The organism is Rhodococcus sp. P4_F3_2, from assembly GCF_056401335.1.
This window is the reverse complement of record NZ_JBFUJN010000019.1, coordinates 91,069-104,218: the sequence shown is the minus strand read 5'-3', so window position 1 is coordinate 104,218 and position 13,150 is coordinate 91,069. Positions and strand designations below refer to the sequence as shown.

Here is a 13,150-nt window from a genome sequence, read left to right as displayed (position 1 = left end):
TTTCCTTGCTACCTCACTGACTAGGCTGCGAGGGTCATCGGCAGCACGAAACGACAGCTCGAAACGACAGCTCGAAATCCAGCCCACATGAACGACAGGGGACCAAGGCACTATGGCCGGCACCGACGCATCCAACGCCGTGAACGTCGATTCGAGTGCAGTGGTGCGGTCGTGGCCGATGATTCTCGGTCTGCTCACGGACGGCAGTGATCTGTCGGAAGCCGACAGTCGGTGGGCGATGGGCGAGATCATGTCGGACAATGCCACTTCCGCTCAGATCGCCGCTTTCGGCGTCGGGCTGAAGATGAAGGGCGAAACCCCCGCGGAGTTGGAAGGGCTCGCCGGCGCGATGCTCGAACACTCCCGGCGCGTGCCGGTCGATTCCGACGTGGTTGACATCGTCGGCACGGGTGGTGACCGCTCCAACACGGTCAACATCTCGACGATGGCCTCGATCGTGGTTGCCGCGTCCGGTGTGCGAGTTGTCAAGCACGGCAACCGCGCTGCTTCGTCCAAGAGTGGTGGCGCCGATGTACTCGAGGCGCTCGGCGTTCGCATCAACCTCGGCCCGGAGCAGGTTGCGAGGTGCGTCGAAGAGGTCGGCATCGGTTTTTGTTTCGCGCCGGTCTTCCATCCCGCACTGCGCTTTGCGGCGGTGCCTCGCAAGGAAATCGGCATCCCGACGGCATTCAACGTGCTCGGTCCACTGACCAATCCGGCTCGTCCGCGTGCCGGGCTGATCGGGTGCGCATTTCCGAAGCTGATCTCGGTCGTCGCGGGAGTCCTTGCGCAGCGCGGTAATTCGGCGTTGGTGGTGCGCGGAGACGACGGACTCGACGAACTGACCACATCGACGACTTCGACGGTTCACATCGTCGGCGGTGGAAGTGTGCGAACTGTCACGCTGGATCCGCGCGACCTCGGAATCGACCGCGTTCCTCTCGAAGAGTTGCGCGGAGGAGACGCCGAATTCAACGCCACCGTCGCCCGAACGCTGCTTTCCGGGCAGAAGGGGCCGGTCCGGGACGCGGTCTTGCTGAACGCGGGAGCGGCCATCGCGGCGTTCAACGGTGTCGGTGACGATCTCGAGGGTGCGATCTCCGCCGGGATGGCTGCAGCCGCTGCCGCGATCGACGGCGGCGCCGGCGCTGAACTGCTTCACAAGTGGGCGGCACTCACCGCCGAACTGGCCGACCAAGCCTGATCGACGAGCTACTCGCCCAGCGAGAAACCGGCCTCGACGTCTGCGCTGGAGAAGGACTGGAAGGCGATGTGTGTGGCGGTTCGGAGAACGCCGGGCACCTTGTTGATTCCTCCGGTGACCACGTCGGCGATCTGGGCGTGGTCACGTACCTTCACGATGGCGATCAAGTCGACGTCACCTGCGCACGAGTAGACCTCCGTCACTCCGGACAGGTCGGCGACGGCCTGCGCGGTTTCCGGGATCCGAGCGGACTCGGCGTGAATCATGACGATGGCGTTGATCATTTCTCTCCTCGATTTCCAGGTGGGTTGTGATGACCCGGTGGTTTCGATCGAGCTTAGGGGTGCCGCCCCGTCGTTACGTCATCGATGTTCGGATTCGGTACCGGCCCGCGCGAGTCGGCACCAGGCTTCCCACTTGCCGGCGCCGCCCGCAGGTTCGACGTAGCCGGATGTCGCCGACACGATTCGGACACCGTCCGATGCGAGCCACCGTGCGATCAGGCCCAGTTCTTCGGGTGACGCGCCGCGGAACGGTGCGTCGTCCGGTAGGACGGTTTCGGCTGCCGCGGTGATGGCGTCGACGACGGGCATCGGGTGAGTTCCACGTCTGGCGAGCCCGGCGGACGCGAGACGTCCGGAACGGATCACCGACAGCTCCCAGCCGCCGTCCCCGGTGGGACGGGCGAGAATCAGTTGTTCGATCGCCGCGACTGCTGCAAGTCGCTGAGTGCGCCGCACTGCGGTAGAGACTGCGACCGTTCGGTCACGCAGACGAGCAGCATTCTCGAACAACGCGTGTTCGGACAGCTCGTCTATTCGCGCCTGCATTTGTTGGAGGGGAGCGTCGTTGGTTCCCCGGAAGAATCCACGCACAGTCTCAGGGGCGGCCGCGTAGTCCTGCGCAGTGAGTTCCGGTGCCCAGGAGGCGGGACACGCCCCCAGTTCGCGAGCGGGGCAGTCAGGGCCGTGAACGGCGCCGCGCCCGAGACGTTTGGTGCACGTGCGTAGGCGGCTGAACTCTGCGACGGTGTCGGCGACTTCGACTGCGTCGCCGCGAGAGGTGAACGGGCCGATCGAATCGGCCGTAGGCGTGCGAACCACGGACAGTCTGGGAAACGCCTCGTCGGTGAGAGTGATCCACCATCCTCTTTTGGGGAATTTGGAGCGACGGTTGTACGGGGGTGCATGCGCGCTCAGTAGTCGTAGTTCACGCACTCCTGCCTCGAGCGCATGGGCGCACTCGACGTGGTCCACACGGGTGGCGAGCGCGACCATTTCCTTCATCCGGCCGCGGGTCTCCGAACCGGTGAAGTAGTTGCGGACGCGGCGTCGAAGGTCGGTAGCAGTTCCTATATAGAGGGCTTCGTCCGAAGGGCCTCGGAAAAGGTAGACACCCGGGCTTCGCGGCAGGTTTGCGGCGAAGGACCGTTTTGCGCGCTGATGTGAGGAAATGTTGGGCAGGTAGTCGACGAGTTCGCTGTAACTGTGGACGCCTTGGTTCCCGACTCTGTCGATCAACCCGTGTAGGACGTCGACGGTCGCACGCGCGTCGTCGAGCGCGCGGTGCGTCGGTTGGGTGGTCACCTGGAAGAGATGGGCGAGTGCGGAGAGTTTGACCGAAGGCGCCTCGTCGCGGGTGAGCACGCGTCTGGCGAGCTTCACAGTGCACAGCACACGGAACGACGGCCACGGGCGTGCGCTGCGTGACGCCGCTGCTTTCAGGAAGCCGATGTCGAAGGGCGCGTTGTGTGCCACCAGAACCGCACCCTCGGCGAATTCGAGAAAAGCCGGTAGGACACGTTCGATGGGAGGTGCGCCGATCAGCATGGCGGTGGTGATTCCGGTCAGTTCGACGATGTACGGCGGAATCGATCGGCCGGGATCGACGAGTGTTGCCATTTCACCGAGCACTTCGCCACCGCGGATCTTGACGGCGCCGATCTCGGTGATGGAGTCCTGGTCGGCGCTTCCACCTGTGGTCTCGAGGTCGACGACGACAAACGTCGTTTCGCTCAGCGGTGTGTCCAGCTCGTCGAAGCTCAGTTGCCGCCCGACGTCGAACTTCTCCCCGTCGGAGAACGGGGACGGAGACGGAAATTCTCGGGCCGAGGCGGGACTCACACCGCAGACAGTAGAAGGACCCCCCGACACGAATTCGAGAGTGCATACGCGGAACCTGGCTCACTCCGACTTCCATTGGGAAAGCAACGGATTGACCCCCGTCAAAAGTACGAGAGACGAGGATCACACTTGCGGTGGGAACTCGCGAATGCGGACTCCTACCTACTTACCGGTAGGGCGATTCGTGAGGGTGTTGCTACGGCGATCAGTCGCCGAAACCGCCTGATTGATCGAAACGGGTTCTAGTTTCAAGTAATCGGCGTTGAACTGCATGGAAGATCGGATTGTCGGGTTTGGTGACCCTTGCCAGTGGGTAGCAAGCGCAGGTTTGCGGGCCAGGTGAGCCTCGCCGAACAGACCTGTTGTTATCTCTTCGTGACCCGTCCGGCGTATCGCGGGCGCGGCAGCATGATTTCCGGCGAATCGGGCGCGATTGTCACGAAGCGGTCGACATCGTCGCGATCATTTCGTAACCTTCCTGAGACCTAACGAAGTCTTGCCGGACCAAACAGGACCGGCATCGTCAGGAACCGCCTAATCGGGATCTCCGCGAGGAACCCGAACCGGGAACCCAAGTTTCCACTGGGGTGAATCCCGCCTGGGGTGCAGCACGCATGATCGCTGCGGACCACGCGGGTAGGGCTGATCTTCCCAGCCCGAACCCGTCAGCTAACTCGGTCGGCGGATGAATGGAAGAAATGGAGCACCCCTTAAGTGGCGTCACAGAGTTTCAAGCGTTCAGCGCAGTGGGCAGTAGCCGGCGCGCTCGCAGTCGGAGCATTTGCTGCAACCGCTGCACCTGCCTCGGCAGACCCCATCACCATCCCCGGCGTCGGCACCTTCGAGGTTCCGGGCGTTTCTATTCCTCAGTTGCCGGTCATCCCGGGCATCACCGACATCGCACCGGCCGCTCCGGCCGCTCCCATCTCCAGTGTTGGTGAGCAGGCAGTTCGCGCCGCAGAGAGCAAGCTGGGCTCCCCGTACGTGTACGGCGCATCGGGCCCGGACGCATTCGACTGCTCCGGTCTGGTCCAGTGGGCATACAAGCAGGCTGGTCTGAACCTGCCTCGCACGAGCTACGACCAGGCCGCAGCCGGCGTTGCCGTTTCACAGTCCGATCTTCAGGTCGGCGACGTGATCTCCTTCTACGGCGGATCGCACTCGGGCATCTACGCCGGCAACGGCAACGTCATCCACGCGTCGACCGCTGGTAATCTTTGATTCGAGGCCCACATTTTCGTTTCGCGACAATTCGCCCGGTACTTCACCCCGACACGCCTACCGGCGAGTAGACACAAACGTATGCCGTTCCGTAACCTTATCGAGACATTGCGCGGCCGAGACAGGTACTGTGGATAGTTGACAGCCAGCTAACAGATCGTCGACCGGTCCCGGTCGACGTCGCTTCACCGAGACGGAGAGTTGCATTCCGTGGTTTCATCGAAAAACAACAGTCGAGTACGCGCCGCATTGACAGTGGGAGTGCTGGCGTTCGGACTCGTCGCAGGGCCTTCGATGCAGGCCGGTGCCGACCCCGTCATCACCAACCCCACCGAGGCGCTCGACAAGCTCGGTGAACTCTCCCGGGTATCCGAGCAGACCAACGAAGCGCTGCACAACGCACAGATCGACCTCGACGCGAAGCTGGCGGTCGCGAATGATGCGGACGCGCGTTCGGCAGCCGATCAGGGTCTTCTCGACGCGGCTTCGGCACGTGTCGCCGAGTTCGCTCCGGCGGTAAACCGTATTGCCACAGCGAATTACCAGGGTGCGCGGACCAATCGCCTCTTTGCGTTGATGGTGAGCGACTCGCCGCAGCAGTTGCTCGATCAGATGTCCGCGCTGGACGTGATTTCCAACGACGCGGCAGTGCAGGTCTCACAGTTCAACCAAGCCACTGCCGAAGCGCGTGCCGCCTCGGAAGCATCGAAGCGGTCGGCCGAAGAAGCGCGGACCGCCGCCGATCAAGCCCGCGCACTCAGTGACGATTTGCAGCGCAAGCAGAGTGAACTGCAGACGCAGATCGCCGACGTGACCAAAGCTTTCCAGAGCCTCACCGACGACGAGCGTAACCAACTGAGCGGTACGCCATTCCCGCCGGATGTCGATCTCAGCAAAATTCTAGCTAACTTGACGCCTGGTTCGGGTGCTGCTGCTCTGCAGGCAGGCCTCACGCGGATCGGTGACCCGTATGTCTGGGGCGCGACCGGCCCGAACGAGTTCGACTGCTCAGGTCTGGTCGTATGGGCCTACAAGCAAATCGGGAAGACTCTGCCGCGTTCGAGCCAAGCGCAGGCGCAGGGCGGTGTACCGGTGTCGAGGGACCAGTTGCAGCCCGGTGACGTCGTGACTTTCTACAGCGACAACTCGCATGTCGGCATCTACGCCGGCGACGGAAACATTCTGCATGCGTCGACGTTCGGCGTACCGGTGAAGGTTCAGTCGATGGCAGGCATGGAGTTCTCCACTGCGCGTCGTTACTGACGGCTTGCTGCGCCCGAGCGGCGTGTGGCCAGCCGCCGTGAAGCGTCGAGTCGAGTTCTCCTACACTCGGCACCGTGCCGACTGAACCGATGACGACGCCCGACGTCGGCGCAGATCGAACACGCCGTTGGGAGTATCCAGCCCTCGTGGCGCTCGGCGTTGCAGTGGTGCTCGTTCTAGGTTTGACGATCTTCCTGACGAACAGGTCCGATTCCGACGAAAATGCGGCCAGTGAGCAGGACGCCGAACGCACCGCGCAGGTACAAGCATTTCTCGATGCATGGGCTACGGCGCAGATGTCCGACGATCCGTCGGGGCTGGCGAAGTTCGTCGACAGTGCTGCGGCACCCGGTGTGCTCGAAGCGGAAGTTCGACGAGCCACCGCTGCGGGAGCGCTCGACTTTGCCGACTGGGGATACGAGATTCCCAGCGGCGGCCTGACACCGGCGCCGCGAACCGGTGCACCGGACGGAGACGTCGAGGTCTGGAATGCGCAGGTTCTGTTGCGATACGCCCTCGACGGCGTTGACGCATTGCCCACTCGCAAGGCAGTGTCCATGACGCTCGCGAAACGCGGCGATCAGTGGTCGGTTCTTGCGGACGGGTCGATCGTCGGACTGGACGGAGCCCGAACGGCGGGCGAATCCTGGAACGGCCCTTGGGACTTCGGCCCGCTGGCCGTCGCCGAAAATACCGCGGGCAATGCACTCGTGATCGGTCACCCGGGTCAGCAGGTGTTCGTCGACGCTTTGGCGGCCGATGTGGACTCAGCCATCGAAAACACGACGCAGTTGTGGGGGCCGTGGTGGTCCGAGCGCGCGGTGCTCATGGTGGCGGGGTCCGCGGAGGAGTTCACCGCACTGGTCGGCTCCCATCACGACGGCGCTTCGATTGCCGCAGTGTCGGTCGCGGATGCAACGGCGGACGGGTCTTCCGACGTGAGCGGCCAGCGGGTGGTCTTCTCACCTGCCGCGGCTTCGAGGCTGACCGACATCACCAGGCGAACGGTGTTGCGCCACGAGCTCATGCACATAGCCGCCCGATCGAAAACCCGCGACGGGTCGCCGATGTGGGTGTTGGAAGGGTTCGCCGAGTACGCGGGAAATCGTGGATCCTCGCGGGCCTGGGGTGAGATAGCGCCGACTCTGGCAGCAGCGGTCCGCGCCGGCGATACTCCGACCGAGTTTCCGGACGACACACAGTTCGGCGGTGTCCCGGTCGTGAGTTCACTGGCGTACGAATCGGCGTGGTCTATCAACGCGTATATCGCTGATCGATTCGGCGAGGCGAAGCTGACCGACCTCTTTCGAGCCCTCGCCTCCGGAAAGATGACGGCCGAAGACCTCGACTCGCGGAGCCGAGCGGTCCTCGGCGTTGGAACCGAGGAACTGCGAGTCGGCTGGGTCGACTGGACCAACAGCCATCTGGGCTGAGCGGTTTGCGGCTGGACGTTCGACTCGGCGAGGTGAGCTTCGCAAGTCTCGAAGCACTGCGTGCCCTTGTCACGACTCCAAGCACAGCGTGCCCTACGGTGGACGGATGCGCCGGACCCTCTTGGTGACCAACGATTTTCCTCCTCGCCCCGGAGGTATCCAGTCTTATCTCCACACGTTTGCCGGGCACCTGCCGGCGGACAAGTTGGTGGTGTACGCACCGCGGTGGCGGGGCGACTCGCACAAGAAGTTCGATGCGGCACAGCCTTTCGAGGTCGTTCGGCACCCGACGACACTGATGCTGCCGTCGCCCTTTGTCGCTCGTCGGGCCGCGAAGCTGGTCAAGAAGCACGACTGTGAGTCGGTGTGGTTCGGTGCGGCAGCGCCCTTGGCGCTGTTGGCGCCGGTTGTTCGACGCGCCGGAGCGAGCCGAGTGATCGCGAGTACTCACGGCCACGAGGTCGGGTGGTCGATGATTCCCGGTGCGCGGCAGTCGTTGCGTGTGATCGGCGATCACACGGATGCGGTGACGTTTGTCAGCAAATACACCCGTGGACGGTTCTCGGCGGCTTTCGGCCCGCAAGCGGCGCTCGAGCACCTTCCGTCCGGAGTGGACACGTCGGTGTTCCACCCGGACTCGGTCGCCCGCGCAGAACTGCGCAAGCGATACGGGCTGGGAGAGCGGCCCACGGTCCTGTGCCTGTCGCGGCTCGTGCCACGCAAGGGGCAGGACATGCTCATCAAGGCGCTRCCGACCATTCGCAAGAGCGTCGACGGGGCGGTACTGGTGATAGTCGGCGGTGGACCGTACGAGGACCACCTCCGTCAATTGGCGCGTAAGACCGGGATGGACGATCACGTCGTCTTCACCGGCACGGTGCCCGCCGCAGAGTTGGCGGCTCACCACACGATTGCCGACGTGTTTGCCATGCCGTGTCGCACGCGAGGCGCGGGATTGGATGTCGAAGGACTGGGAATCGTCTACCTCGAGGCCTCGGCGACCGGTGTTCCGGTCATCGCCGGGCGCAGTGGTGGCGCTCCGGAAACGGTGCAGCAGAACAAGACCGGGCTCGTGGTCGACGGCACCTCTGTTCGTGACGTCGCCGAATCCGTGATCGAGGTGCTGTCCGATCGTGATCGAGCGGCCGCGATGGGAGCAGCCGGCCGGGCGTGGGTTGCCGAAGACTGGAAGTGGGACACGCTCGCTTCGAAGCTGCGTAATCTGCTCGGCTGAGCCACCGGGACTCGAACGCAAACGGCCCGCACCGAATTCGGTGCGGGCCGTTCGTTGCTGCGAGAAGCTGCTTGCCGAAAACCTACTTGGCGTAGATCTTTTCGATGTCGGCGGCAAAGCTCTCGTGCACGACGTTGCGCTTGAGCTTCATCGTGGGCGTGAGTTCGCCTGTGTCCTCGGAGAAGTCGACCGGGAGAATGCGGAACTTCTTGATCGCCTCGGCGTGTGAGACGAGCTTGTTGGCCTCGTCGATGGCGTCCTGGATTTCACCGACCAGTTCGCCGTCCGAAACCAGGTCGGCAGCTGTGGTTCCCGCGGCCTTGTTGTTGCGCTCGTTCCAGGCGGGAAGTGCCTCGGCGTCGATGGTGATGAGAGCGCCGATGAAAGGCTTCTGGTCGCCGACCACGATGGCCTGGCTGATCAGGGGGTGTGCGCGAAGGGAATCTTCGAGCTGAGCGGGGGAGACGTTCTTGCCGCCTGCCGTGACGATGATTTCCTTCTTGCGACCGGTGATCGTGATGTAGCCGTCCTTGTCGACGGTGCCCAGGTCTCCGGTGTGGAACCAGCCGTTCTCGATCGACTCGGCGGTCGCCTTCTCGTTGCGCCAGTAGCCGGTGAAGACCACCGGTCCCGAGAGGAGGATTTCGCCGTCTTCGGCAATGCGAACGGAGTTGCCGGCCAACGGCTTTCCGACAGAGCCGACCTTCTGTGCGCCGATGGTGTTGACGGCGAACGCTGCGGTTGTCTCGGTCAGTCCGTAGCCCTCGTAGATCGTGACGCCGATACCGCGGAAGAAGTGGCCGAGTCGAGCGCCCAGGGGTGCACCACCGGAAATGGCCAGCTGGCACTGTCCACCGAGTGCAGCGCGCAGCTTCGAGTACACGAGCTTGTCGAAGAGGGCGTGCTTGGCCTTGAGAACGATGCCCGCGCCGCCCTTGTCCTGAGCCTCGCTCCACGCGACCGCGGTGTCTGCGGCCGCGTCGAAGATCTTGCCCTTGCCGTCACCGTGCGCCTTGGCGCGTGCGCTGTTGTAGACCTTCTCGAATACGCGCGGCACCGAGAGGATGAAGTCGGGCTTGAACTCGCCGAACGTCGGAACGAGGTTCGGGATGTCGCTCGTGTGTCCAAGCGCTGCACCGGCATCGAACGACGCGATGCTGACTGCGCGAGCGAGAACGTGCGCGAGCGGCAAGAACATCAGGGTGCGAACGCCGGGAGTCTTGAGCAGCGTCCCGAGGTTGGAGTCGAGGATGCCCTTCGACTCCGCAATGAGGTTGGAGTGCGTCAGCTGGCAGCCCTTGGGTCGGCCAGTGGTGCCCGAGGTGTAGATCAGGGTCGCGGGATCGGAGGCCTTCAGTGCAGCGACGCGGGCGTGGACGTCCTCGTCGGAGATGTCGGCGCCCAGTGCGGTCAATTCCTCGACGACACCCTTACCGGCTGCCGCGGCATCGATCTGGTAGACCGTGCGCAGCGCGGGTGCGGCTGCAGCGACGTCCTTCACGGTCGCGGCGTGAGTGTCGTTCTCGACGATGAGGTCGATTGCTTCTGAGTCCTCGAGAATCCAACGAACCTGCTCGGCTGCGGAGGTTTCGTAGATCGGAACCGTCACGCCACCGGCTGCCCAGATGGCGTAGTCGACGAGCGGCCATTCGAAACGCGTCGCCGACATGAGGCCGACGCGGTCGCCCTGCTTGACGCCGATCGCGATGAGGCCCTTGGCGACTGCAGTCACCTGGGCGGCGAAATCGCCTGCAGTGACATCGACCCATGCATTTCCGACTTTGCGCTTGTAGACAACCGCCGCCGGCTTCGTCTTCGCGAAGGCGAAGACCGAGTCGACCGCGGAGGCATCCTCGGGAATGGTGAACGTCTGGGGTGCGCTGAACTCAGGCACGAAATACCTCCGACACTGCGAAATACTGACGAGTAGGGTTTTCGTCTCCTACTGTAGTCGCATGTCCGACGCAGTTGTGGCCAGGCTTACAGTCTGTCCGGTATGTAGTGGTGCGACACCCCCCGACGCTTCGCCGACGCGATATGTGAAGCTACTTCGGTGAGCAGCATTCAGGTCGCAGACCAGACTTTCATCGCCGCCCCGCCCGAGCGGGTCGCCGAACTGTTGTCCTCGCGCGCGCGGTGGCGTCGCTGGTTCAGTGATCTTGCGCTCGAAGTCCGGGAAGATCGCGGTCCCGCAGGATTCCGTTGGGGAGTGTCCGGTCAGCTGGTCGGCACCATGGAGGTGTGGCTCGAACCGGTCATGGACGGGACGATCGCGCACTACTTCCTGCACTGTGAACCGGTCGGCGTATCACCGTCGGATCTGGCGAACCTCGACCTCTCCGGGATGAACCGAGAGCGTCGGGTCGACGGCAAGGTCATGTCCTTCCAGCTCAAGCGCGAACTCGAAGCAGGACGTGCCGCCGGGGTAGCACCGGACTGATAATCGAAGTAGTGCTCGTTGTGCAGGTTCTGGACTTTTGACGAAGGAAGGTAGCGCAGTCGTATGGCCGAGAAGACCAAGGGGTTGATCAGCATCGACGCCCCTGCCGACGCCGTGATGGACGTCATCGCCGATTTCGCGCAGTACCCCGAATGGGTGGCCGCGGCGAAGTCCGTCGAGGTGACGGCGCCGGGGCAGGGCGGCCGCGCGGACCGAGTGCGTTTTGTCCTCGACGCGGGGATGGTGAAGGACACCTACGAACTGCAGTATTCGTGGGCGCCGGACGGTATGGCGGTGAGCTGGGAGCTGATCTCGGGTGAGATCCAGAAGTCCCAATTCGGTTCGTACACACTCGAGCCCGGCCCGAACGGCACCACCTCTGTCACCTACGAGTTGACGGTCGACCTGACGATCCCGATGATCGGTCTCTTCAAGCGCAAGGCCGAGAAGATCATTACCGACACAGCTCTGAAAGAACTGAAGAAGCGAGTCGAGGGCTGAGTGCCGGAGCAACGATCTCGCGTCCAACTGTTCGTCGGTAAAGGCGGAGCAGGCACGACGACGCTTGCCTCGGCGACGGCTGTGTCGGCTGCGTCCGACGGGGCACGAGTGCATTTGGTGTCGATCGATCAGGCAGGTTCTCTCGCGGATGTCGTGGGCGTGCCGGCGCTGCGAACGACTACACCTCTCACCGAGCGCCTCGACGTCCGGCAACTCGACACTTCAGAGCTCCTCGAGGAAAAGTTCCGAGGACTGTCGGGATTGATCGATGCTGCAGGAAATTTCGGAGCGGGAGATCACGAACACGGTTCGTCGTTCGAGGGGTTGGAACCGGAAGAGTTGACGGGATCCCTGGGGATCCAAGACATACTCGGACTCTCCGAGATCGTCGATATCTCGAGCAGCGGTGACTACGACCTCGTGATCGTGGACTGTCCGGCCGCAGCCGAAGCACTGCGGATCCTCGGGTCGCCGTCGATGGTGTCGGAGTATCTCGAGCGATTGTGGCCGCGGCACAGGCGGATGGTCGCCGTGACGGGCTCGGACATGCGAGTGTTGCTACTCGTGTCCGTCATCGAACGCGTGCTCGCGTCGGTGGATCGAATCGCCGTTCACCTCTCGGATCGGGAGAACACCAGCGTGCGCGTTGTGACGTCGGCCGATGGCGTGTCGGCCGCGGCGACTCGCCGGACGTTGTCCGGTCTGGCTCTGGCCGGATTGCGAGTCGACGGGATTGTGGTCAACAACCTTGTCCCGCAGTTCAACTCGTCGGCAGGGAAGGGTGTCGACGATTCGCCGGCGGCGCAGTGGCTCGCTTCGATCAGGGCGTCACAGGCACTCGTCGTCGACGAATTGCGTGGATCGACTGATGGAATGTCCGTCACAACGGTCGAGCGCGCCTGCGCCGAACCGGTAGGGTTGGCGGCTCTGGGCGAGATCGCGGCCACGTTCGAGGGTGGAACGGGCACGGATTCGGACACCGTCGACACAATCGACGCTGTCGACACCGCGGACAACATCGTGGTGTCGTTGGAGTCGGGGGCCGGAGTCGATTCGGTGTACGTGATGCGGATGTACCTTCCGCTCGTGGATCCGTCGTCGTTGTCGTTGGGCCGGGTGGAGGACGATGTGCTGGTGGGAGCAGACGGCGTACGGCGCAGAGTTCGTTTGGCGTCGGTGCTGCGTCGTTGTGTCGTGAACGGGGCGGAGTTGGACGGCAGTTACCTGATCATCCGGTTCAGCCCGGATCCCGCGGTGTGGCCAGTATGAGCGAAGAGCACGAGCGCCTCGTCGCGGAATTTCGTGCGTTGGCGGATACCGTTCTGACGCGCCTGGAACCGGTCTTGCAAAAGGCTGCAGCAGCGACGGCCGACGTTGCGGGTGACTCGGCGTCAGCGGACACGCAGCCGGTGTTCACTGGCTGCAGTTGGTGCCCGGTGTGCGCTCTCGCTGCACTGGTTCGCGGTGAGCACCACGAACTACTGGCGTTTCTCGCGGGTCACGCAGCGGCGTTCCTCGCATTGCTTCGCGAGATTCTCGACGAGTTTCTCGGGGGGCCGTCCGGCCCGGATCGCGGACCGGACAGCGGAGCGACGACGCCAGGTGCCGAGCGAACTCGAACGGCGGCATTTGTCCCGATCAACGTGACGGTCAAGGACTGACTTAGTACCCCGGGTAGAGCTGACGGCCCGAGATGAGCACAATCGACACAATGGTCACCGACGCACGAGG

At 63.6% G+C, this 13,150-nt stretch carries 12 protein-coding genes and 1 riboswitch; of the genes, 9 read left to right on the top strand and 3 right to left on the bottom strand.

The window, feature by feature from the left end; genetic code table 11:
• Window positions 1-112: 112 nt before the first annotated feature.
• A complete protein-coding gene (gene trpD, locus AC1DWA_RS20385; protein WP_195791316.1) occupies window positions 113-1,204 on the top strand; it encodes an anthranilate phosphoribosyltransferase in 1,092 nt (363 codons plus the stop codon).
• An 8-nt stretch (window positions 1,205-1,212) separates the two neighbouring features.
• On the opposite strand, the gene AC1DWA_RS20380 is transcribed toward trpD, so the two are convergent.
• Both AC1DWA_RS20380 and AC1DWA_RS20375 read right to left on the bottom strand, forming a co-directional pair.
• A complete protein-coding gene (locus tag AC1DWA_RS20380) occupies window positions 1,213-1,488 on the bottom strand; it encodes an Lrp/AsnC family transcriptional regulator (RefSeq protein WP_003941677.1) in 276 nt (91 codons plus the stop codon).
• Window positions 1,489-1,566: 78 nt separating this feature from the next.
• Complete coding sequence (locus AC1DWA_RS20375) at window positions 1,567-3,327, bottom strand: DEDD exonuclease domain-containing protein (RefSeq protein WP_019748905.1); 1,761 nt, start codon at window positions 3,325-3,327, stop codon at window positions 1,567-1,569.
• A gap of 521 nt (window positions 3,328-3,848) precedes the next feature.
• Window positions 3,849-4,027: riboswitch (cyclic di-AMP (ydaO/yuaA leader) on the top strand.
• A 14-nt stretch (window positions 4,028-4,041) separates the two neighbouring features.
• Here AC1DWA_RS20375 and AC1DWA_RS20370 point away from each other — a divergent pair.
• The 4 genes from AC1DWA_RS20370 to AC1DWA_RS20355 all read left to right on the top strand — a co-directional run bounded on the left by AC1DWA_RS20370 (window position 4,042) and on the right by AC1DWA_RS20355 (window position 8,478).
• Window positions 4,042-4,548: a C40 family peptidase gene (locus AC1DWA_RS20370; RefSeq protein WP_477916953.1), complete on the top strand. Its 507-nt coding sequence runs from the start codon at window positions 4,042-4,044 to the stop codon at window positions 4,546-4,548.
• Between the two features lie 210 nt (window positions 4,549-4,758).
• On the top strand, window positions 4,759-5,811 hold the full coding sequence (locus AC1DWA_RS20365; protein WP_020969878.1) for a C40 family peptidase: 1,053 nt from the start codon (window positions 4,759-4,761) through the stop codon (window positions 5,809-5,811).
• Window positions 5,812-5,885: 74 nt separating this feature from the next.
• A complete protein-coding gene (locus AC1DWA_RS20360; RefSeq protein ID WP_477916951.1) occupies window positions 5,886-7,244 on the top strand; it encodes a hypothetical protein in 1,359 nt (452 codons plus the stop codon).
• Window positions 7,245-7,350: 106 nt separating this feature from the next.
• Entirely contained in the window at window positions 7,351-8,478 is a 1,128-nt protein-coding gene (locus AC1DWA_RS20355) for a glycosyltransferase family 4 protein (RefSeq protein WP_031333520.1), read from the top strand.
• A gap of 82 nt (window positions 8,479-8,560) precedes the next feature.
• On the opposite strand, the gene AC1DWA_RS20350 is transcribed toward AC1DWA_RS20355, so the two are convergent.
• A complete protein-coding gene (locus tag AC1DWA_RS20350) occupies window positions 8,561-10,372 on the bottom strand; it encodes an AMP-dependent synthetase/ligase (RefSeq protein WP_019748900.1) in 1,812 nt (603 codons plus the stop codon).
• 159 nt (window positions 10,373-10,531) lie between these two features.
• On the opposite strand from AC1DWA_RS20350, the gene AC1DWA_RS20345 reads away from it, so the two are divergent.
• The 4 genes from AC1DWA_RS20345 (at window position 10,532) to AC1DWA_RS20330 (ending at window position 13,080) form a co-directional block, all read left to right on the top strand.
• Window positions 10,532-10,918, top strand: a complete 387-nt coding sequence (locus tag AC1DWA_RS20345; RefSeq protein WP_021344585.1) for an SRPBCC family protein — start codon at window positions 10,532-10,534, stop codon at window positions 10,916-10,918.
• A 63-nt stretch (window positions 10,919-10,981) separates the two neighbouring features.
• Window positions 10,982-11,419: an SRPBCC family protein gene (locus AC1DWA_RS20340; protein WP_019748898.1), complete on the top strand. Its 438-nt coding sequence runs from the start codon at window positions 10,982-10,984 to the stop codon at window positions 11,417-11,419.
• A complete protein-coding gene (locus AC1DWA_RS20335) occupies window positions 11,420-12,688 on the top strand; it encodes an ArsA family ATPase (RefSeq protein WP_279164180.1) in 1,269 nt (422 codons plus the stop codon).
• Window positions 12,685-13,080, top strand: a complete 396-nt coding sequence (locus AC1DWA_RS20330) for a hypothetical protein (protein WP_019748896.1) — start codon at window positions 12,685-12,687, stop codon at window positions 13,078-13,080. Before AC1DWA_RS20335 ends, AC1DWA_RS20330 begins: the two co-directional genes overlap by 4 nt.
• Window positions 13,081-13,150: the final 70 nt, after the last annotated feature.